Consider the following 21,622-nt stretch of genomic DNA (forward strand, 5'->3'; position numbering starts at 1 on the left):
GGGGAAGAGCCGGCGAAGCCGGGGAAAAGAACCAGCGAAGCCGGAAAAGAAATCGCCCGGAGAAAGGCCCCGAAGCCCAATTGTGCTGACGGTTCGGGGGTGCTTGTCAAGGCGGGAAAGATGCCTTGACAAGCACCCCCGAACCGCAGGGCAGCTTCGTATCGGGGCGCAGGGTGGGGGCTGGGCCTTTCTCCTCTTTAGGCGTGGATGTAGCTGTTTAAAGCCGCGCGCCAATCCCTCAGTGGGGTAAGTCCTGCGTCTCGCCAAGACGCGTTGGAGAGCAAAGAATAAGCGGGGCGGGGTGCTGGGCGGGGGAATTCTTCGGTGGTGCACGGCTTGACTCGCTCGGGGTTCGCTCCGATTTCTTCGAAGATCGCCCTGGCGAATCCGTACCACGACGTTTCTCCGCCGCCGGTGCAGTGCAGGACCTTTCCTTCAGGTCCGCGTCCCTCGGCGATCGCTCCTGCCAGTTCCCAGAGGCCTTGGGCAAGATCAGCTGACCAGGTCGGTGCGCCTACCTGGTCAGCTACCACCGACAACTGGTCACGTTCCGATTCCAGCCGCCGGATTGTCTCTACGAAGTTGGCTCCGGTCTTCCCATAAACCCAGCTCGTCCGCACTACCCAGGCCGACGCTCCTGACCCGAGTACCGCGTCCTCCCCTGCGGCCTTAGTCCGCCCATAGGCATTCTTAGGCCCCAAAGCATCATCGACCTCGTACGGCCGATCTCCATCCCCAGGAAATACATAATCCGTAGAGATGTGAATCAACGGCACTCGCCGTGAAGTGCAAGCCGCTGCCAGTACCCGTGGTCCGTCGACGTTCACCGCGAACGCTCTAGCCTCATCCGACTCCGCTGCGTCAACTGCCGTGTAAGCCGCGGCGTTGATCACGACCGGCACCGCACCTGCCGCCGAAGCGCGCTCTGCCAGTTCTCCCACGGCGGCGATCACCTTGCCGGTTGCCGTGATGTCCAGCTCCGCCGACGAAGGCGCCAGCACCTCCGTTTCCGGGCCCGCGGAATTCACCAGGTCCCGGCCTAGCTGGCCAGAACCGCCGGGCACGAGCACTGCCAGCCGCACCGGCGTACCTCCTACTGCGAAAAGGGTTTCAGGACGTGCCGAGCGCGGCGCGGGCCTTCAGCGGCTCCCACCACGCGCGGTTGTCGGCATACCAGCGCACCGTCTCCGCCAAACCGTCCTCGAACGACACCCGCGGAGCGTAACCGAGTTCGCCGCTGATCTTCGCGATGTCGACCGAGTACCGCCGGTCGTGGCCCTTGCGGTCGGCCACCGGTTCGACCATTTCCCAGCCGACGCCGACCGCGGCGAGCAGGCGTTCGGTCAGGTCCCGGTTGGTCAGTTCGGTGCCGCCGCCGATGTTGTAGATCTCGCCGGGACGGCCGCCGTCGGCGACCAGCTGGATTCCGTGACAGTGGTCGTCCACGTGCAGCCAGTCGCGGACGTTCAGGCCGTCGCCGTACAGCGGGACCTTCTTGCCGTCCAGCAGGTTCGTCGCGAACAGCGGGATGACCTTTTCCGGGAACTGGTACGGGCCGTAGTTGTTCGAGCACCGCGTGACGCACACCGGCAAACCGTGCGTCCGGAAGTACGAGCGGGCGATCAGATCCGACGAGGCCTTCGAGGCGGAGTACGGCGAATTCGGCTCCAGTACGTGGTCTTCCGACCACGAACCGTCCTGGATGGACCCGTACACCTCGTCCGTCGAGACGTGCACGAACTTCCCGACCTGTGCCTCCAGCGCCGCCTGCAACAAGGTCTGCGTGCCGAGCACGTTGGTGAGCACGAAGTCCGCCGAGCCGAGGATCGAGCGGTCCACATGGGACTCCGCGGCGAAGTGCACGACCAGGTCGACGCCGCTCATCAGCTCGGCGACCTGCGCGGTGTCGCAGATGTCGCCGCGCACGAAGCGCAGCCGCGGGCTGTCGGCGACCGGGGCGAGGTTCGCCTCGCTGCCCGCGTAGGTGAGCTTGTCGAGCACCACCACCTCGGCGTCGGACAGTGTCGGATACGCCCCCGACAGCACCTGCCGCACGTAATGCGAACCGATGAACCCAGCACCGCCCGTGACCAGGACCCGCATCCTCATCCACCCCTTCCGCCCGACCGGGCACTCTCGCCACCAGCCTACGGGTGGCTCACCTGAGACTCGGTAGAGTTCGGCAAAGCGCGAAAAGCGCGGGGCATCCTGGGGAGGAACAGTGGCCGAATGGCCGGGGACGCCGCTGCCGGCGCACCGCGGTCGCGGCGTGCTTGTCGTGCTGCGGCGAAGCGGGAAGATCCTGCTGTCCGTCGTGTCCGTGGTCGTGCTGGCGGTGACCTGGTACGGCTGGCAGTTCATCGGCGACCCGCGGTCCGGCTTCTCCACCACGGCGATCTTCGGCGAACAGCAGCCGCACGCGAAACCGCTCGACGGCGCGATCGACATCCTCCTGGTCGGTCAGGACAGCCGCACCGACGCGCAGGGCAATCCGCTGCCCCGCGAGGTGCTCGACATGCTGCACGCGGGCGAGTCCGACGGCGAAAAGCAGACCGACACGATGATCCTCGTGCACATCCCGCAGAACGGGGAGCACGCGATCGCCATCTCCTTCCCGCGCGACTCCTACGTCGAGATCACCGGCGGCTTCGGCAAGCACAAGCTGAACAGCGCCTACGTCTACGCCTACAACGACACCGCCAAGACGCTGCAGGCCAAGGGCAACGCCGACCTCAAGGACGTCGACGAGAAAGCCAAGCTCGCCGGACGCAAGAACCTCGTCGCGACGCTCGAGAAGTTCATCGGCAAACCGGGCATGATCGACCGCTACGCCGAGGTGAACCTGGCCAGCTTCTACGAGGTCACGAAGGCCATCGGCGGCGTGCAGGTGTGCCTCAAGAACCCGGTGAAGGAAAAGAAGTCGGGCGTCGACCTGCCCGCGGGCAAGCAGACCATCGAGGGCGTCCAGGCGCTCGCGTTCGTCCGCCAGCGCTACGGCCTGCAGAACGGCGACCTCGACCGGATCGCGCGCCAGCAGGCGTTCCTGTCCGGGCTCGCGAGCAAGGTGCTCTCGTCCGAGGTGCTCGCGAACCCGGTGCGGATCGCGCAGCTCATCGAGGCGGTGAAGAAGTCCGTGGTGCTGTCCGCCGGCTGGGACCTGTCCGAGTTCGTCGACCAGATGCGCGGGCTGACCGGCGGAAACGTCGAATTCCACACCATTCCCACCGAGGGCAACGCGGTCATGGGCGGCGCTGACGTGCTGCGCGTCGACCCGGTGAAGGTCCGCGCCGAGATCGACCGGCTGACCTCCGACGGCAGCACCCCGATCCCCAGCAACGCGCCGTTGCCCGGGGCCGCGCAGACCACCGTCGAGCTGTTCGACGGCTCCGGCTCGGGCGCCGCCGATCAGGTGCAGACTCTGTTGCAGGGCAAGGGTTTCCAGCTCGGCACCAGCACGAAGCTGTCCACCCGTGCGACGACGGTGCTGCGCTACCACCCGTCGGACGAGGCCGCCGCCGACCTGGTCCGCCAAGCTCTCGGCAGCAACGCTCAGGCCGAGCCGGACGCCGACGTCGCCGCCGGGCACGTCCGGGTGATCCTCGGCAAGGACGCGCGCGACACCGCCGGCGCGCCGGCCACGACGTCCTCGGCTCCTCCTGCGGCACCGCCCGCGTCCTCGCCGTCCGGAGCCCCTCCGTCCAGCCCGTCGACCTCACCCGCGCCGCTCATCACGGCGGGCGATGTTCCCTGCGTCAACTAGAGTCGAGCACCCAGCGTGCCGGTGCGCCGCAGGCCGTACGCTGGTGAACGGGGAGGTAGCCGGGGTGAGCGAAAACCAGGACAAACCGGACCGGACGGCGGATTCCGCCGACAGTCCGGCGGTTTCCGACGCCTCGGACCGCGGATCCGCCGGAACGCCGGAGCCGAAGCACGCGGCCGTCGAGCCTGCTGCCGAGGAATCCGCGTCCGCTGAGCCCGCTGCCGAAGAGTCTGAGCCCCCCGCCGAAGAGGCAGCCGAGGACACCGCCGCGGACGAAACCGAGCCGGTCGCCGAGGGCGCCGCTGCCGCTTCCGAGTGGAAACCCTCGCCGCATCCGCGCGTCGAACTCCCCCAGCCGTCGAACCCGGCCCCGCCGCCGGAACCGCAGCGCCGCTCGGGCCGGGCCACCCGGATCACCCGCCGCGTCGCGATCGGCCTGGTCTCCCTGCTCGCGCTGAGCGGCACGGGCTACGCGTACGTCACCAAGGACAAACTGCAGGACAACGTCGCGACCGCCGACGTCCTCACCCCGCGCGCGGGCGAGCCCCCGGCCCCGCCCGCCGACGACGGCGGCACGGACATCCTGCTCGTCGGCAGCGACGCGCGCACCGACCAGCAGGGCAACCCGCTGCCGCCGAGCATGCTGAAGTCGTTGCGCACCGAGGACAAGGCCGGCATCAATACCGACACAGTCATCCTGCTGCGGATCCCGAAGAACGGCGGCAAGGCGTCCGCGGTGTCGATCCCGCGCGACAGCTGGGTCGACGTGCCCGGCCGCGGCAAGGCGAAGATCAACTCCGCGTACGGCGTCGCCAAGGCGCACGCCGAACAGGAGGAACGCGCGCAGGGCGAGCGCGACCAGGCGAAGATCGCCCGCGATTCGGACGCTGCCGGGCGGCGCGCGCTGGTCCAGACCGTGCAGGACCTCACCCAAGCGCGCATCGACCACTACGCCGAGATCAACCTGCTCGGGTTTTACCTGATCACCGAGGCCGTCGGCGGCGTGCCGGTGTGCCTCAACCACGCGACCTCGGACAAGGACTCCGGCGCGAACTTCCGCCGCGGCGTGCAGACGGTGAGCGGCGGCGAGGCGCTGTCCTTCGTGCGCCAGCGCAAGAACCTGCCGAACGGCGACCTCGACCGGATCAAGCGGCAGCAGGCGTTCCTGTCCTCGGCGCTGCGCAAGGTGCTGTCCGCGGGCACGCTCGCCAATCCGGGCACGCTGAACAGCCTGATGGACGCGGTGCACCGGTCGTTCGTCCTCGACGACAGCCTCGACGTGCTCGAATTCGCCCAGCAGGTCAAGGGCATCGCGTCCGGCGACCTGACCTTCGCGACGATCCCGGTGATCACCACGAACGGCCGCAGCGAGGACGGGCAGAGCATCGTCGAGGTCGATCCGGCGGCGGTGCGGAAGTTCGTCGCGGGACTGGCCGGACGCACCAGCACCGGCGGCACCGGGGGCGGCGGCGCGGCGGCCGGTGCGGTGTCGCAGAGCCTCGACTCCGGAATCCCGGGCGTGCCCTGCGTCGACTGACGCCGCGACTAGCCTGAAGACATGAGCGAGCTTGCGAGCGAATCATCCAACACTGCGCCTTCGGCTCATGCCGCGCCGAGCGCTAGCGAGGCGGGCGCATGAGCCTCACCGAGCAGCTGCTGCGCCCGCTTCTGTCCTCGCCGGCGAAACCGCTGATCACGCACTACGACGACCGGGTCGGCAGCCGGGTCGAGCTGTCCGTGGCGACGATGCAGAACTGGGCCGCGAAAACGGCGAACTGGCTGGTCGACGAGTTCGACGTGGAGCAGGGCGACGCCGTCGCGGTGCGGCTGCCCGCGCACTGGCAGACCGCGGGCGTGCTGCTCGGCGCGTGGTGGTGCGGAGCCCGCGTGGTCGCGGAACCCGACGGCGCGCGGGTCGTGTTCACCACCCCGGACGAGGAGATCGACGCCCCGGCCGTCGCGATCGTGTCGCTCGACCCGATGGGGCGCGGCCTGTCGACCCCGCCGTCCGGCGGAGCGCTCGACTACCTCAGCGAAGCCCGGATGTCCGGCGACCAGTTCTTCCCGGCGCAGCCGACGCCCGGCGACACTCCCGCGCTCGGTTCCTCCACAGTGGACGAAGTGTGGGCAGAAGCCACTGCACGCGCGGCAAAACTCGGCCTGACCGCAGCGGACCGAGTGTTGTCCACGATGGACTGGACGGTGCCGGACGGCGTACTCGACGGCCTGCTCGTTCCGCTCGCCGCTAGCGCGCACCTAGTCCAGGTGACGAACGCCGACCCGGCGAAACTGTCCGCCCGCCGCGAGGCCGAACGCACCACCGCCGACCTGCCCTCGTGAGTGCTGACCACGGTTAGGAACCGTGATCAGCACTCACGACGCACTCAGGCGCTCTGCAGCTCGTGCGCCCCTTCGCGGCGACGCCGGAACAGCACGTGGTCAAGGGACAGCCGTCCGCCGTTGAAGCCCAGTGCCAGCGCGGTGAGGCCGAGCACCAGCACCAGTTCGTAGCCGCCTTCGCCGGTGAGACCGTGCGCCGCGTGCACCGAGATCAGCGCGCCGGCCATGTTGATCGCGTAGCCGATGGCGACCACCGGCAGCAGGAAGCCGACGACGAACGCGATCGAGCCGAGCAATTCGAGCACGATCACGAGGAACGCGGAGACGCTCGGCAGCGGGATGCCGATCTGGCTGAACATGTCGGCGGTCGCCCCGACGCCGCTGTCCCATTTCTGCAGGCCGTGGGCGAAGAACACCACCGCGATGCCGATCCGGCCGAGCAGCAGCGCGACGTCCTTGACTCGAGTCAACATGGAGACAGCTCCCGATAGGTGAAAATTCAACTGACCAGGCCCACGGTAGGGCACTGAACACCGCCGCGGGGGTGTCAGCCAGTGATCGACAGGAAACCGACAGGCACCGAAAACTCGCTGTACACCGCGCCCGGCCCGGCGCTACCGTGCCGATAACCGCGGGTGTGTGCTGCTCGCGGCCGTGTAGTTCGCTGTTGTTCGCCACCTGCGAGGAGTCCCGATGCGCCGACAGTCCGATCGACCCCAGTTCGGCCTGTCTCCCGCAGCTGAGGACTTCCGCACGCATGAAAACACTGACCATCGGCATCCTGGCGCACATCGACGCAGGTAAAACCAGCCTCACCGAACGTCTGCTGTTCGAGACCGGCGTGATCGACCACGCCGGTCGCGTCGACGACGGCGACACCCAGACCGATTCGCTCGACCTCGAACGCAGGCGCGGCATCACCATCAAGTCCGCCGTCGTGGCGGTCAGCACGCCTGGCCACCGGCTCAGCCTCGTGGACACCCCCGGCCACCCCGATTTCATCGCGGAGGTCGAACGCGCCGTCGGCGTGCTCGACGGCGCGGTGCTCGTGGTGTCCGCGGTGGAAGGAGTGCAAGCCCAGACCCGCGTGCTGATGCGCACGCTCGTCCGGCTCGGCATTCCGGTGCTGGTATTCGTGAACAAGATCGACCGCACCGGCGCGCGGGAAGCGTCGCTGCTGGAATCCTTGTGTACCAAGCTTTCCCCGCGATGTGTCGCAATGAGCACGGTAAAAGAACTCGGCACCGCTAACGCCCACCCAGTGCCACTGCCCTTCGACGAACGACTCGCCGACGCTCTCGCCGGAGACGACGTCTTCCTTGAGTCCTATGTAGCCGGTACAGCGTCTCCTGTGGATTACCGAAAAGCATTGGTGCGCCAGGTATCCACTGCCTCGGTGTATCCAGTCTTCTTCGGCTCCGCAGCTACCGGCGCTGGCGTCGCCGACCTCATCGCCGGGGTTTACGAACTGCTGCCATCTCGCGAACGCCGCGGCGACGGACCGCTCGACGCCACGGTCTTCAAAATCGAACGCGGCCGCTCGGGCGAGAAAATCGCTTACGTGCGAATGTTTTCCGGAACCCTGGCAGCACGCCGACCGGTACCCTTCCGCCGCGTGGGCGCGGAAGGCGTCGGCCGCCCGTCCGCAGTACGAGTGTTCGAGCACGGCGCGACGCCCGTGTCCGGCGAGGCGCTGGCCGGAGATGTCGCACGCGTCTGGGGCTTGCCGGAGATCCGGATCGGTGACCGATTAGGCGACAGCGCCGACCTGTCTCAGGACCGGTTCTTCGCCCCGCCGAGCCTGGAAACGCTGGTGTATCCAGTCGATCCAGACCAGACCAGTGCGCTGTACACCGCGCTGACCCGACTGTCCGAACAGGACCCGTTGATCAGCATCCGCCGACAGGATCAGGAAATCACCGTCCGCCTGTACGGCGAGGTGCAGAAGGAAGTCATCCGGACGACCCTTGCCGAAGAGTTCGGCATCGCCGCCGAATTCGAGGAGTCGCGACCGCTGCTGGTCGAACGTCTACACGGGACTGGACATCGCGTGCGCCGTCCCGCCCCAGACGAGCGAGTGTTCTTCTGGGCCACCGTCGGACTCCGCGTCGAACCCGGCCCGCCCGGCTCCGGTACCGGCTACCGGCTGGAAGTCGAACTAGGCTCGCTGCCGCTTTCCTTCCACACGGCCATTGAGGACACTGTCCACGAGGTCCTGCACGAGGGTTTGCACGGCCGGGAAGTGATCGACTGCGTGGTCACCCTCACCGACACCGCGTTCTACCCACCAGCCAGCACCGCCGGCGATTTCCGCGGCATGACACGGTTGGTACTGCAGGAGGCGCTTCGACAGGCCGGAACCCGTGTGTACGAACCAGTCCACGCGTTCGAACTGGAGGCTCCGGCTTCCGCTATCAGCGCCGTACTGCGCAAGCTAATCGAGCTACGCGCCGTCCCCGGCGAACCAGTGATTACCGAAGATCGGTGCACTATGGACGGTCATCTCCCCGCCGTCTCAGCGCACGAACTGGAACAAGCACTGCCCGCGCTCACCCAAGGCGAGGGCACGTTGGTCACCAGTTTCGCCGAGTACCGGCTCAAGCCGGGTGGCGGCGGGCCAGGTCGAGTTCCGTCCAGCCGCCGTGGGCGGACAACAGCGTGAGAACGCGCTCCGCGAGGGCTGAAAACCGGCGCAGGTCCTCGTGGAGCGCCTTCGCACGGGTGGAGTCGAGCGGGGCGTGGTCGTCCCACCAGAGGCAGATGACCGCGCTCGCGCACAACACCAGCGGCTGAACGATGTCCGCGAACTCCGCGGACGGCTCGGCCGTTTCCCGGCACGTGCTCTCGATTTCGTCGCACGCGTCGAGCAGTTCGCGCAACGGACCCACCGCGCCGGACGGGGTGCCGTCCCACGACGCGGTGGGCCACGCGCGGTCGCTCAGCTCGAGCCAGAGCCGCCATCCGGCGACCAGCTCGGCCTCGTCGTGCGGCGTCCAGGTGTCGGGGAGCAGCCAGAACATGTCACCGACTGTGACACCGGAGCCGGAGTCCGCACAACCAGGTCGGCGAAAGTGTTCGCGTTTATACCCCGGGGCGGGGGTATCTCAGCTGATCACCGGGGGCACGAACACGCAGTTGGGCTTTTTCGCGTGCTGCGGGTCGAGCGCGTTGAGCACCTCGCGCTGCGCGATCGGGTCGTAGGTGATGCCGAGGTGGTCGGTGTAGTCGAGCCCGCAGACGTCCTGGAGGACGAGGTTCTTCACGTTGGGCGCGGGCTTGAGGAACGCGTTGGTGTACGGGGTGACAACGTCGTCATACCTGGTCTGGATGACGGTGTAGTCGACGCCCGGAACCGTGTCGCCGCCCGCGTTGAGGTCCTTGAGGAACGCCGACCCGGTCGACTGCTCATTGCAAGCCGCACAAGCCACGCCGACGAGATCGCGCGCGGGCGGGATCGCCTGGATCGCGGTGAGCAGGCCGAACAGGCTGGTGCCGTAGTTGGACGGAGACAGCCCGATCAGCTTGCCGATCTTGCTCGCGCCGCCGAGGTACTTGATCCAGTAGCGCGGGTTCATCCCGCCCTGCGAATGCCCGACGACGTCGAGCTTCGAGGCCCCCGTGGCCTGGAGAATCTTGTCCCCGAAGGTCGCGAGCTGGCCGGCTGTCCCCGCCACCGGACCCACCGTCTGCAGGAACGCCCCCGGCGACCCGCCGAAGTTCCCCGCGAACACGCAGTACCCCTCATCGGCGAGCCGCTGGGAAAGGTTCGCCCAGTTCTCGTACGCGTTGGCCGTGGTGCCGTTGGACAGCAGCACCGGGTTCGGATGCTCCGCGGAAGGTTTGCAGTTCCAGTCGTTGGCCCCCGGCGGCGCGATCGTCGGCTGCCCGGCCGAGTAGATCGCCGCGGCGATGATGTTCGGCTGCACCGGACCGGTCGGTTCTTTCCCGGTCGCTGCCACCGCGGTGCCCCCGCCGAGCGCGACCACCGCCGCTGCCAGGAGGACCATGCCCCGTCCGAACGCGCGTACGCCCATTCCGTTTCACCTCTCTGTGAACCCGACGCTTTGGTTAACGCGGAACACGAGAAAGGGAAACGCGGTTACTAGTTTTTATCGCAAACTGACGAGTGCCCGGTTCACCGCATCGATCAAGGAGGCCCGATTTCCCGGGTAGACGCTAATCTGCGCCTCGCCACCGTTGGTGGTCTGGAAGCTCAACACCCGCCCGCGCCCACTGAGATCAAGCACCGAGAGCGGCGAGCTGTACCTCCGCTCGCCCCGCCCATCGCGGACCGCGGCATGCAACTGATGCACCGCATCGCGCGGCGCCCGCATCAGATACCGCAACTCGTCCGCCTCGCCACCCTCCTCAGCCAGCGGGTCCGTTCCCCCGTTGTCGTAGTACTCCCGGCTGACCCGCATCGCCCGCACGGATGCCGGCGGACATTCCGGCATCGCCATGACCAAACAAGCCGCCAACTCGTCCGGCGACACCGGATCCAACTGAACGAACTCCGAGTCGGTAATCAACCGAACGGCGTCGGGTTTGGTCGCCGCGACGAGAATCGCCCCGTTGTCCTCTTGATGGGTGCCGAAGTCAGTCCACCCGTACACCTCATGCCGCGCCGTCGCGAGCAGCTTGAGCGTGCCGCGCAACGCATCCGCCGTCTCCCCAAGGTCTTCGAGCAGCCCCCGCGTCCGCTTCGCCCGCTCGGCCGCGCCCTCCTCGGTGAGGTACATCGGGGTGTCCTCAACCACCACCGGTGCTTTCCCGAGGTTTTCCTCGTGCCAGAGCGCCAGAAACACCGACCGCGGCATCCGCAGCGGTCTGTCGATGATCGTCATCGAGCCCCTCAACCACCAATCGTCGGAGGCGTAGGAGGCAGCCCGGTCCGGGGATCGAGGGTCCGCTCGCCGTTCTCGTCAACGAGCGAAAAGGCCGAGTCGTCGTCGATTCCGTACTTGCGTTGGTGTTCTTTGTCTTCCTCGCCTTTGCCTTTTCCCGCGCCGGCCATGCCACCCATCCCGGGTGCGCCCTTGGCTCCAGCCGCGCCCTTGCCCGCCGCAGCAGCCCCACTGCGGGCCGCACCTTCCTCACCCGCGCCGACCCCGGCTCCGGCTCCTACGCCTGTGCCCGCGCCCGCACCGCCGCCAAGCCGAGCCGCGATCCCGCCACTGCGCCCCGCGGTTTCGCCTGCTCCACCGAACGGCCCAAATCCGCCCGGCGTCCAGGTACTACCGCCACTGTTGCCGGTGCCGGTGCCGGTGCCGGTGCCATTGCCCCAGGAAGTCGGCGTCGACGGAGTCCAACTCGACCCACCACCCCGATCAACCGACGGCGGAGTCCACCCAGCCGTCGAAGTCCCATCACCCTCCCCCGGCCGATACCCCGGCGGCACCGTGACACCTCCCGGCGGGTACGACACCCCACCGGGTCCGCCAGTAACCCCAGACCCACTACCCCCAAGCCCACCGGTTCCCGGCCCACTGGTTCCCGGCCCGCTGGTCCCTGGCCCGCTGGTTCCCGGCCCGTCAACGGTCCACGGCCCACTCCCGAGCCCGCCACTGGCCCCCGGCCCACTCCCAGGCCCACCAGAATCCTGCCCACCTTTTCGATAGACCTTCTCGTGCGACCCGGTCTTGCCCTTGCCGCGATCTTCCCCGGAGTCGATCTTGAGATTCTGCCCGTCGAACCCGGAAACCTGACCGTAATTGCTATTCAACCCCTGACCATTGGTCTTAGCCTGGTCAGCGTACTTCTGATACCGCTCGACATTGTGATTGGCAGCAGCGTTGTACTCGTTGATCTGCTTCTCGGTATCAGTGTCCCAGGGAGTCCCCTGGTCCCAAAGATTCTTGTGCGGAGGCGTGGGAGGCATCGCCTGCAACGCGATCTTCATGTCGTTATAGCCGTGCGTGGTGTCGACCAACTTCTGCCCATTGACCACGTACGCCTGCGCAGAAGTAGAAGAAGCATCCGACAACGGCCTCAACCGAGCCCGAGCCGCGTCCGCACCGTCGCCGGTCCAGACAGATTCCAGCATGGTGGTGATCTGCTGTGCGTCGTCGCTGTTCTGGTTGTGCTCCTGGATCATCTTCTGAACCATGGAACTACCACTGTCCCACGACGACGTTCCGGGCCCTTGCTGAACCTGCTGCACAATCGCCGGCGCCGGAAGAGCTTGATCACCGAGGTTCCCGTGGTAGAAGTCGGAAAACCAGTTCCCAGCGTCCTTGAGCCGATCGTTGACCCAGTCATCCGCGTCACTGATCCGGTCGCCAATCCACTGGGCGCTCTCGCCGATGAAGTCGAAGAACCCCATCGGTCACTCCCCCGCCTTCTTCTTCAGATTGGTGACCACCATGTCCGCAACGACCGCCGCCGCATCACACGGATCCGTCTTGCCGATCTGCGAATAGCCAATCGTGACTGATGCATCAATTGTTTTCTGGTCACTAATACCAACAGTCACTTGACAGAAAGAATTTTTCCCTGCCTGCTGCTGATAAACCGAAGAAGCTACAGCTGGAAGGCCTTGAATAGGGGACAACGGGCGCCATAACTTCGACTGTGGCTTCGTGTTCGCATATACCGCGCTTAACCCATCTGCCACCTTGGTCGTATAGAGCACCGTAGCCAATGAGCCGGCATCCTTGTTCGACCAATGACACTCTGCCCCGAGTGCTGGGTTGTCGGCATGTTCACCCTGCGTCGGCTTCCCGAGAAGAGTGTTCACCTGCTCCGAAGTAAGCGCACCGTCACACGGATGCACGGACAACACCGACTCCGGCAATGGATGCTCCACCTTCGGAGCACCCGCATACGGCAACGTCTTGCCCGCTGCGGAAGATGACGGGGGAGCATTCGTCGCGCCAGGAGAAGTACTTGGCGTCGAACCGCCGGAGCACCCCGCCAGCAATACAGCCGTCGCGACGCTGACAACCGAGACCGAGAACCGCATCCTCATCCAAGTAGCCCCTTGCCCTGCTCGGTCTCTCCGACAGCCTTCACGTCCGCAGCTGCATGGCTGTCCGATTCGCTGACGATGCCCAATGCCTTCTCCAGGCGGCCAATCAACTCCACCATGTACTGGTCCATGGCATTCAGCGAGTCCCTGCCCGCTGAGAAAGTGGTGACCGCCTGCTGGTTGAATCCCACGCTTCCCGGGTCCGGCGAGGGCGGAGTGAGCCTGGCCAGCGCTTGCGCATCCGCCTGCATCTTCGCCACGTTTTCCCTGAGCCTCTTCGCCCGCTCGAGGAGCGAACGAGCCTCATCCGGACTCAGGGTGAATCCGGCACCTGCCTTCGTGGCAGATGCCACCGCGGCAGCGTCCGACACCCCCTGAGCGACGTTCATCGCAGTGCCCACGACGGTGATCGGCAGCCCGGTCAGCCACCCGGTCGTTTCTATCGCTTTCCCCAGGCCGTCCTCAGCCATGCCTGCCCCTCCCGTGCCCGTGCACCGCCTCTTGACCAGGCAACCAGTCAGAGGCCCCTCCGGATGCCACTGTAACCAACTGCTCACACCGGGGTGCCGGAAACAGGCAAACTCACCCCACTGTGCGCTACGCCGAGCAGCCCAAACCGCTGCGTGCCACCAGCTACGCAAGCCACGGTTAGGTGCTCGCCTTCCGCTTCAGGTTGGCGATAACCATGTCTGCGACCGTTGCTGCGGCATCACACGGATCCTGCCTGCCGACCCTTGAGGCTCCTAGACCAACCGATACATCGACCGTGTACTTATCGGTGCAACTGCGGTCAAGCTTGCGAACCGCACCTTCGTACGACAGTCTCTCCCCTGCGGACACGGCCTCCCCGACGAGACAGTAGCCAAGTCACGGCAGGTTCGGACACGAAAAGAGCCCCACCACCCGATCCGGGCAGTGGGGCTCTTCGACGGAGTGCCGAGAACTCAGCCCTTCAGCAGGGCCCGCGCCATGACGACCTTTTGGATTTGGTTCGTGCCTTCATAAATCTGCGTGATCTTCGCGTCGCGCATCATCCGTTCCACCGGGAAGTCACGCGTGTAGCCTGCGCCGCCGAACAGCTGCACCGCGTCCGTCGTCACTGACATTGCCACGTCGGATGCGTACGCCTTTGCTGCCGATGCCGTGAAGCCAGCGCGTTTGTCGCCTCGTTCGGAGGAGGCTGCGGAGGCGTACACGAGGTGGCGGGCGGCTTCGATTTTCGTTCCCATGTCGGCCAGCATGAACTGGATTCCTTGGAAATCTGCGATTGCCTTGCCGAACTGCTTGCGTTCCTTGACGTACGCGACGGCGGCGTCCAGGGCTCCTTGGGCGATTCCCAGGGCTTGTGCGCCGATCGTCGGGCGGGTGTGGTCTAGGGTGCGCAGGGCGGTTTTCAGGCCGGTGCCCGGTTCTCCGATGATGCGGTCCGCGGGGATGGTGCAGTTTTCGAAGTAGATTTCGCGGGTCGGCGAGCCCTTGATGCCCAGCTTCTTTTCCTTCGGGCCTACCGAGAATCCCGGGTCGTCCTTGTGCACGACGAATGCGGAAATGCCGTTGGCCTTCTTTTCCGCGTTCGGGTCGGTTACGGCCATCACCGTGTACCAGGACGATTCGCCGGCGTTGGTGATCCAGCACTTGGTTCCGTTGAGGACCCAGTGATCGCCGTCCAGGCGGGCGCGGGTGCGCATGGACGCGGTGTCCGAACCGGCCTCTCGTTCGGACAGGGCGTACGACGCTGAGGCTTCACCCGAGGCGATCGACGGCAGGACCAGCTTCTTCAGATCCTCCGAAGCGGACAGGATGATCGGCTGCGTGCCCAGTTTGTTGACCGCCGGGATCAGGGACGCGGACGCATCGACGCGCGCGACTTCCTCGATCACGATGCACGCGCCGATGGCGTCGGCGCCCTGGCCGTCGTATTCCTCGCCGATGTGGACGGCGTTGAAACCCGCCTTGATCAGCGCTTCGTTGGCCTCGACCGGGTAGCGCTCCTGCTCGTCGACCTCCGCCGCGTAGGGCGCGATCTCCTTTTCGGCTAGAGCCCGGACCGCGGCCCGCAGTTCCTCGTGCTCTTCGGCCAGCTGATACAGGCCCTCGGCCACCTTCAGTCACCTCTTCTGCAGCGAAACGGGAGAAAGTCCCTCGATGTTAGCCCGCGTTCACTCCGAACGCGGCAGCTCGCTTCTTGTGTCCTCGGCCTCACCGTTCGTATGGTCAAGCGATGGCTGCCACTGCGTCGACCCCGCCGCCCGGATTGCCCGCTTCCCTTGACTACCCCGAGGTGCCGATCGGTTCGGTACTCGCCGGCGCCGCGACGCGCTACGGCGATCGGGTCGCGTTCGCCATGGACGGCGACCAGCTCACGTTCGCCCAGACCTGGCAGGCCGCCTGCCAGTTCGCGCAAGCACTGCTCGCCCGCGGCATCGGGCGGGGCGACGTGGTCGCCGTGCACCTGCCGAACTGTCTCGCGTATCCGATCGCCTACCACGGCATCCTGCTGGCCGGGGCGACATTCAGTCCGACGAACCCGCTGCTCCCGCCGGACGACCTCGCCTTCCAGCTCACTGACTGCGGGGCCGCCGCGGTCGTGACGTTCGGGCCGGTCTCGGGCACGCTCGCGGCGGTCGCCGACCGGATTCCGGCACGGCACACGATCGTCGTCGCGCCGACCGGCGAGCTCGGCGAGGGGAGCGTCGAGTTCCGCGAGTTCTTCGCTAATCAGCCCGCAACCAGGCCTGACGTGCCGATCGACGTGGACCACGACCTCGCCCATCTCGCCTACACGGGTGGCACGACCGGGCGGTCCAAGGGCGTTGAGCTCACGCATCGCAACGTCGTCACGAATACGCTGCAGCACACTTGCTGGTCGACCGGGTCGGTACCGGCGCTCGACGCGAACGGCGACGTGACGATCGACCAGATCGGCAGCCCGGACGAATGGCCGACCCGGCTTGGCACCGGCACCGGCATCAACCTGACGCCGTGGTTCCACGCGATGGGCGTGATCGCGGGGCTCAACGGGCCGTTGATGGGCGGCGGTACGACGGTGCTGCACGCCCGGTTCGACCCGGCCGCGTACGTCGCGGACGCGGAAAGGCTGCAGGTCACGACGATCGGTGGCGCGCCCGCGCTGTTCGCGGCCCTGCTGGCCACGCCTGCGTTCCACACTGCTGACCTGTCGTCGGTGCGCAACATCGGCTCCGGTGCGGCGCCGATGAGCCACGAGATGATCCGCGCGCTGCATCAGCGGTTCCCTGACGTCGTGATCGCGGAGGGCTACGGGCTGACCGAGGTGACGATGGGTGCGGTGATCTCGCCGAGTTACCGGTCCGGCGTGCGCAAGGTGGGGTCGGTCGGCAGGCCGATCTTCGACACCGAGGTCAAGCTCGTCGCGGACGGCAGCGAGGAGCCGTTGCCACCTGGGCAGGAGGGCGAGGTGTGCTTGCGCGGGCCGCAGGTGATGCGCGGGTACCGGAACCGTCCGGAAGAGACCGCTGCCGCGCTGGTCGACGGATGGCTGCACACCGGCGACATCGGGGTCCTCGACGAGGACGGCTACCTGTCCATTGTGGACCGCAAGAAGGACATGCTGCTGTACAAGGGATACAACGTCTTTCCGCGCGAGCTAGAGGAACTGCTGAGCGCGTCGCCGGGCGTGCTGTCCGCGGCGGTGGTCGGACGGCCGAGTCCGGAGGTCGGCGAACTGCCGGTGGCGTTCGTGGTGCGGAAGCCGGACTCCTCAGTGGACGCCGAGCAGCTGATGGCGGCGGTGAACGAGAAGGTGCTGCCGTACAAACGCCTGCGGGAACTGCACTTCGTGGCGGAGATCCCGGTGTCGGCGGCGGGCAAGGTGCTGAAGCGCGAACTGCGCAAGCAGCTGCCAGACCCGGCCTGAGTCTGCGGGAGTGCGCGGATGCCGGTTCTGGACCGGCATCCGCGTGCCCGGACTTACTTGCCCGCTTTTTCGCGGAGCTTGGCGTCCTTGTCCAAGACGAGCTGCTCCAGGTCCTCCTGGAACTGCGTCAGCTTCGCCTGCAACTGCAGGTCAGCGGCGGCGAGGATCCGGACCGCGAGGAGACCGGCGTTGCGCGCCCCGCCGACGGACACCGTCGCGACAGGGATGCCGGCGGGCATCTGCACGATCGACAGCAGCGAGTCCATGCCGTCCAGGTACTTCAGCGGAACCGGTACGCCGATCACCGGCAGCACGGTCGCCGACGCGACCATGCCCGGCAGGTGCGCGGCACCGCCCGCACCCGCGATGATCACGCGGATGCCCCGGTCGGCCGCGGACTTCGCGTAGTCCAGCATCCGCTGCGGGGTGCGGTGCGCCGAGTAGACGCCGACCTCGTACTCGACGCCGAACTCGTCCAGCGCTTGTCCCGCGGCCTCCATCACCGGCCAGTCGGAGTCGCTGCCCATGATCACGCCCACCTGCGGCGCCATTGTGTTCCCCTTCAGTGGATCTCGTAGCCGTCGAGCCAGACGGCGTGGGACAGCCAGTGCGCGGACAGCAGCGCGCGATTGCGCAGGTCGTCCATGCGGTCGCCGATGAAGTTGACGTGCCCGAGCTTGCGGCCGGGCCGGTCCTGCTTGCCGTAGAGGTGGATTTTCACCTCGGGGAAGCGCGCGAACAGGTGGTGCACGCGCTCGTCGGGGCTCATCTGCGGCGAGACGTCCGCGCCGAGCACGTTCGCCATCACGCACGCCGGCGCGATCAGGTCGGTGCGGCCGAGCGGGTAGTCCAGGACGCCGCGCAGATGCTGCTCGAACTGCGACGTGCGCGAACCGTCCATGGTCCAGTGGCCGGAGTTGTGCGGGCGCATCGCCAGCTCGTTGACCAGCAGGCCGGTCTCGGTCTCGAACAGCTCGACCGCGAGCAGCCCGGTGACGTCGAGCGTCGACGCGATGCGCAGGGCCAGCTCCTGCGCCTCGTGCACGCGCGACTCGGACAGCCCCGGTGCCGGGGCGAGGACCTCGGTGTTGATGCCGTTCGTCTGTACGGTCTCGACGACCGGGTACGCCGCTCCCTGGCCGAACGGGGAACGCGCGACCAGCGCGGACAGCTCGCGCTTCATCGCGACCTTTTCCTCGACCAGCAGCTCGGTGCCGGCCTCGAGGAGTTCGGGAACGGTCTCGCGGGCCTGCTGTGCGGTGTCGAGCATCCAGACGCCCCGGCCGTCGTACCCGCCGCGCGACGCCTTCAGCACCACCGGCCAGCTGTGCTCGCCGCCGAACGCGACCACATCGTCCACAGTGGACACTTCGGCGAAGGCGGGGCCCGGCACGCCCAGGCCGGCCATCATTTCGCGCATCACGAGCTTGTTCTGCGCGAACCCGAGCGCGGTCGGCGCGGGGCGCACGACGAAGCCCTCGGTGGCGAGGGTGAGCAGGTGCTCGCCGGGCACGTGCTCGTGGTCGAAGGTGACCACGTCGACCTGGCGGGCGAAGTCGACGAGCGCGTCGAGGTCGGTGTGGTGGCCGATGACGACGTCGCTCGCGACGAGGGCCGCCGCGTCGCCCTCGTCGGCCGCCAGCACCTTCAGCGACTGGCCGAGGGAAATCGCCGCCTGCTGCGTCATGCGGGCGAGCTGCCCGCCGCCCACCATGCCGACGATGGGAAGACCGGTTCGTTTGTCCATAACGCAGCCCAGGTTACTGGGCGAGAAGTGGCGGACCACGGGCGACCTGCGGCGGAGGGGGTTGCGGGTGGGGTGTGGTTGGGCTCGGGCGGCGGGGGTGCGGGTTCGCGGCGGGAACTGGCTGCGGCGAGCGGGCCAAGGCTGCGGCCAGTTGGGCCGGGACGGCGGGAGGGTTGCGGGAACCGGCTCCCGCGGGCAGCCAAGGCGGCGGGCGGCTAGGCCGGGGCGGCGGGGGTTATGGGCTGGCGGCGGGAACTGGCTGCGGCTGGCTGGCCAAGGCGGCAGCAGGTGGAGTGCGGTTGGGCCGCGACGGCGAGCGATGCGGGTTTGTGGCGGGAAGGCGAAGGCAGCAGCGGGCAGGGTGCAGTTAGGCCGTGGCTGCGGGGGCGCGGGCCGGTGGCGGGAACCGGCTGCGGCAAGAAGGCCAAGGCAGCAGAGGGCGGGGTGCGGTTGGCCGGGAGGGGTTGCGGTTTGACGCCGGAAAACGACTGCGGCGGGAGGGTGAAGGCGACCGCACGCGGCTTCGGTTGGGCCGAGACGGCGAGGGTTCGCGGACAGGCGGCGGGAACCGGCTGGCGCAGGCAGGCCAGGGCGGCTGCAGGCGGGGTGCGGGCGGGCCGATACGGCGAGCGGCGCGGTTTGACGCCGGAAACCGGCTGGGAGCAGGAAGGGCAAAGGCGAACGCGGACGGGGTGCGGGCGGGCCGGGACAGCGAGGGTTCGCTGGCTGAAACCAGGAACCGATTGCGGCGGAAACCGGCCTTGGTGAGTTATCGACTGCGACGGGAACTGGCGATGGCGGCGTACCGCCTGCGGCGAAGTACCGGCCGTGGCGATAACCGGCTCCAGCGCGCACCGGCCATGCCTCGACCCGGCAGCGGGCACCAGCTCCGGCGCACCCCAGAGAACCCGTCTGACCAAGCACCAGCCGGAGCGAGCTGACGGAAGCAACCACCAAGCACCCAGCCCGCAAGCAGGCGACACCCGCGCGTCAAAGCCCACCCCGGAGCGGCCCGCTGCAGCAGGATGGCTGGATGGACTCTGTCACCCTCCCGCGGCCGGTTCTTTACGCGCTTCGCCAAGCCAGCCTCCCCGGAGTGGCCACTGGGATGCTCACCGGCGCGTCCCGGCCGTTGGCCTTTCCCGCCGGGTTCGGCGACGTCCTCGTCTGGCTCTGGACTACCGACTCCAACTCGGCCGTGATTTACCTCGCCGAGTTGATGAAGCAGCTCCGCGAACGGCACCCGCTTGCCAAGACCGTCTCCCCGCCGTTCCGGTTTGACGAGTTGCTCACCGCCGCGCGCGAATGTCTTCCGGACGACTTCGCGCACGCCGAGTTGCTCATTCAGTACACCCGCACCGCGCTGGGCGACTTCTACGGTGGCTCGGAGAACTGACTAGGGCTCACTATTCGGTTGATCTGTCCGCTTAACGCGGGAGCAGAACGAGGGCCGTGCCCGTCCGCGAGCCAGGGCTCCGGACGGCCACGTAACGACCGCGATTCAGACAGTAACCGTCGCCACCGACAAAAACGGTCGGCAAGACCCTGAACAGGGCAAAAGGGCTAAGAAGAACCAATACGGTTGCGAGCTCGCCGCTGCAGGCCCCACCGCACGGCCAGGGCGATGGCCAGCACGACCGGCGTGAGGATGTAAGCGTCGCCGAGGATGTTCTGCCACACCTTCCAATGCAGCTCGACATTTCGGCCGTTTGGCAAGATCAGCAGCACGCAGCTGACGAAGACGAACGCCACTAGGAACGTGCCCAGCCACCGTTTCCAGGCGGTCGCCGGGGTGGTTTTCGGCAGTCTGGACACCAGGAGCACGACGAGCGGCGCAACCCAGACCCAGTGGTGCGACCAGGAAATCGGCGAGATCAGCAGGATCCAGAACGCGGTGACTAGCAGCGCAGCAAGCGCTTGGCCGCGCCGGTGGAAGCGGAACATCAGCCACAGGGCCGGAATGGCGAGCACCAGGCCGATCGCGGTCGCTGCGGTCGAGGCCCACGGGGCCAGGTCCGTGGCGCGGTTCATCAGGGCGTTCAGCGACTGGTTGCCCGCCCAGTGCACCGGGCCGATCCGGCCGGTGTCGGGGAGCGTTTTGGTCCAGTATTTCCACGAATCGTGCGGGTTGATCAGGAACAGCAGCGCCTGCATGCCGACGAAGGTCGCCAACCCGCGCAGGGCGTCTTTCCAGCGGCCGGTGACCAGCAGGTGGCCGAGGAACACGATGGGGGTCAGCTTGATCGCCGCCGCGAGGCCCACCAGCACCCCGCCCCAACGGCTGCCGCGGGCGCCGATGACGAGCATGTCCAGCAGGACCATCGCCATCAGGATCAGGTTGATCTGACCGAGGAAGATCGTCCGCCACACCGGTTCGAAACCGAGGAAGACCAGGAAGAACACGATGGTCGACCGGGCGGGCGAGGCCCACCAGCGAGGACCGTCGGCGGCCGGGCGGGGCAGTGCGCCGATCGCGATCCGGATCGACAGGGCTAGCGCGGCCAGCGACGCCACTGTGAGGAAACCCCAGGCCACCTGCACTGGCACGACCGCGAGCGGCGCGAACAGCAGCGCCGCGGTCGGCGGGTAGGTGAACGGGAGCAGCGCCCAGCCCGGTTCGGTGGGCAGCGTGTTCGCGTCGTAGAGGTTGTCGCCGCGCAGCAGCTGCAGCGCGCCTGCCCGGTAGACCGCGCTGTCCACGCCGAGGTTCCAGTCGTGCGTCCAGCCCCAGAACCCGACCGCGATCGCCAGCAGCGGGAACACGGCGAGGATGAGCATCGACCGGGGGCGCACGGACAGCCGTGCCAGAGATCGGCGCAGAGCCAGCCGGGGTTGCCCGGATCGATTCACCGGAGCTTCGCCGTCAGCAGCGGAGGGTACGGTCCTGGTCACCACACCAGGAAAGCACGAGTG

Annotated in this window: 19 protein-coding genes; 6 read left to right on the top strand and 13 right to left on the bottom strand. The window is 67.4% G+C overall.

Features of this window, described 5'->3' with window-relative positions; all coding sequences use genetic code 11:
* Positions 1–197: 197 nt before the first annotated feature.
* Both rfbD and rfbB read right to left on the bottom strand, forming a co-directional pair.
* Positions 198–1,082 (bottom strand): dTDP-4-dehydrorhamnose reductase, encoded by an 885-nt coding sequence (gene rfbD / locus FKO37_RS45035; RefSeq protein WP_238608541.1) that lies wholly within the window; start codon positions 1,080–1,082, stop codon positions 198–200.
* Between the two features lie 28 nt (positions 1,083–1,110).
* Entirely contained in the window at positions 1,111–2,103 is a 993-nt protein-coding gene (rfbB, locus tag FKO37_RS45040; protein ID WP_238608663.1) for a dTDP-glucose 4,6-dehydratase, read from the bottom strand.
* 118 nt (positions 2,104–2,221) lie between these two features.
* Between rfbB and FKO37_RS45045 the strand changes: the two genes are divergently transcribed.
* From FKO37_RS45045 to FKO37_RS45055, 3 genes are all read left to right on the top strand, one after another.
* Positions 2,222–3,760, top strand: a complete 1,539-nt coding sequence (locus tag FKO37_RS45045; protein ID WP_238608542.1) for an LCP family protein — start codon at positions 2,222–2,224, stop codon at positions 3,758–3,760.
* A gap of 412 nt (positions 3,761–4,172) precedes the next feature.
* Positions 4,173–5,297: an LCP family protein gene (locus tag FKO37_RS45050; RefSeq protein ID WP_037816404.1), complete on the top strand. Its 1,125-nt coding sequence runs from the start codon at positions 4,173–4,175 to the stop codon at positions 5,295–5,297.
* 98 nt (positions 5,298–5,395) lie between these two features.
* Entirely contained in the window at positions 5,396–6,100 is a 705-nt protein-coding gene (locus FKO37_RS45055) for a TIGR03089 family protein (RefSeq protein ID WP_037815986.1), read from the top strand.
* A gap of 44 nt (positions 6,101–6,144) precedes the next feature.
* On the opposite strand, the gene FKO37_RS45060 is transcribed toward FKO37_RS45055, so the two are convergent.
* Positions 6,145–6,573: a DoxX family protein gene (locus FKO37_RS45060; RefSeq protein WP_037815987.1), complete on the bottom strand. Its 429-nt coding sequence runs from the start codon at positions 6,571–6,573 to the stop codon at positions 6,145–6,147.
* Positions 6,574–6,857: 284 nt separating this feature from the next.
* Between FKO37_RS45060 and FKO37_RS45065 the strand changes: the two genes are divergently transcribed.
* Positions 6,858–8,762 (top strand): translation factor GTPase family protein, encoded by a 1,905-nt coding sequence (locus tag FKO37_RS45065; protein WP_238608664.1) that lies wholly within the window; start codon positions 6,858–6,860, stop codon positions 8,760–8,762.
* Here FKO37_RS45065 and FKO37_RS45070 read toward each other — a convergent pair.
* From FKO37_RS45070 to FKO37_RS45100, 7 genes are all read right to left on the bottom strand, one after another.
* Entirely contained in the window at positions 8,698–9,120 is a 423-nt protein-coding gene (locus FKO37_RS45070; RefSeq protein ID WP_037815990.1) for a hypothetical protein, read from the bottom strand. The two genes, FKO37_RS45065 and FKO37_RS45070, sit on opposite strands and share 65 nt — an antisense overlap.
* 84 nt (positions 9,121–9,204) lie before the next feature.
* Positions 9,205–10,134: a triacylglycerol lipase gene (locus FKO37_RS45075; protein WP_037815991.1), complete on the bottom strand. Its 930-nt coding sequence runs from the start codon at positions 10,132–10,134 to the stop codon at positions 9,205–9,207.
* A gap of 75 nt (positions 10,135–10,209) precedes the next feature.
* The gene (locus FKO37_RS45080; RefSeq protein WP_238608544.1) at positions 10,210–10,944 is read right to left on the bottom strand and encodes an ESX secretion-associated protein EspG; all 735 of its coding nucleotides are present in this window, start codon (positions 10,942–10,944) and stop codon (positions 10,210–10,212) included.
* Positions 10,945–10,952: 8 nt separating this feature from the next.
* Positions 10,953–12,422, bottom strand: a complete 1,470-nt coding sequence (locus tag FKO37_RS45085; protein WP_238608545.1) for a hypothetical protein — start codon at positions 12,420–12,422, stop codon at positions 10,953–10,955.
* A 3-nt stretch (positions 12,423–12,425) separates the two neighbouring features.
* A complete protein-coding gene (locus tag FKO37_RS45090; protein WP_238608546.1) occupies positions 12,426–13,067 on the bottom strand; it encodes a DUF3558 domain-containing protein in 642 nt (213 codons plus the stop codon).
* Positions 13,064–13,537 (bottom strand): hypothetical protein, encoded by a 474-nt coding sequence (locus FKO37_RS45095; protein WP_037815995.1) that lies wholly within the window; start codon positions 13,535–13,537, stop codon positions 13,064–13,066. Before FKO37_RS45095 ends, FKO37_RS45090 begins: the two co-directional genes overlap by 4 nt.
* A 474-nt stretch (positions 13,538–14,011) precedes the next feature.
* Positions 14,012–15,169 (bottom strand): acyl-CoA dehydrogenase family protein, encoded by a 1,158-nt coding sequence (locus FKO37_RS45100; protein ID WP_106961293.1) that lies wholly within the window; start codon positions 15,167–15,169, stop codon positions 14,012–14,014.
* Between the two features lie 119 nt (positions 15,170–15,288).
* Between FKO37_RS45100 and FKO37_RS45105 the strand changes: the two genes are divergently transcribed.
* Positions 15,289–16,962 (top strand): class I adenylate-forming enzyme family protein, encoded by a 1,674-nt coding sequence (locus tag FKO37_RS45105; protein WP_238608547.1) that lies wholly within the window; start codon positions 15,289–15,291, stop codon positions 16,960–16,962.
* Between the two features lie 53 nt (positions 16,963–17,015).
* On the opposite strand, the gene purE is transcribed toward FKO37_RS45105, so the two are convergent.
* Together purE and FKO37_RS45115 are read right to left on the bottom strand one after the other, a co-directional pair.
* On the bottom strand, positions 17,016–17,513 hold the full coding sequence (gene purE, locus FKO37_RS45110; RefSeq protein WP_134668765.1) for a 5-(carboxyamino)imidazole ribonucleotide mutase: 498 nt from the start codon (positions 17,511–17,513) through the stop codon (positions 17,016–17,018).
* Between the two features lie 11 nt (positions 17,514–17,524).
* Positions 17,525–18,709 (bottom strand): 5-(carboxyamino)imidazole ribonucleotide synthase, encoded by a 1,185-nt coding sequence (locus FKO37_RS45115; protein WP_037815999.1) that lies wholly within the window; start codon positions 18,707–18,709, stop codon positions 17,525–17,527.
* A 1,033-nt stretch (positions 18,710–19,742) separates the two neighbouring features.
* Between FKO37_RS45115 and FKO37_RS45120 the strand changes: the two genes are divergently transcribed.
* The gene (locus FKO37_RS45120) at positions 19,743–20,105 is read left to right on the top strand and encodes a hypothetical protein (protein ID WP_158714527.1); all 363 of its coding nucleotides are present in this window, start codon (positions 19,743–19,745) and stop codon (positions 20,103–20,105) included.
* Between the two features lie 167 nt (positions 20,106–20,272).
* Here the strand turns inward: FKO37_RS45120 and FKO37_RS45125 are convergent, their stop codons facing one another.
* Positions 20,273–21,601: a glycosyltransferase 87 family protein gene (locus FKO37_RS45125; protein WP_037816406.1), complete on the bottom strand. Its 1,329-nt coding sequence runs from the start codon at positions 21,599–21,601 to the stop codon at positions 20,273–20,275.
* Positions 21,602–21,622 lie beyond the last annotated feature (21 nt).

The sequence above is a fragment of the Amycolatopsis sp. Poz14 genome, from assembly GCF_006704225.1.
Classification (GTDB): domain Bacteria; phylum Actinomycetota; class Actinomycetes; order Mycobacteriales; family Pseudonocardiaceae; genus Amycolatopsis; species Amycolatopsis nivea.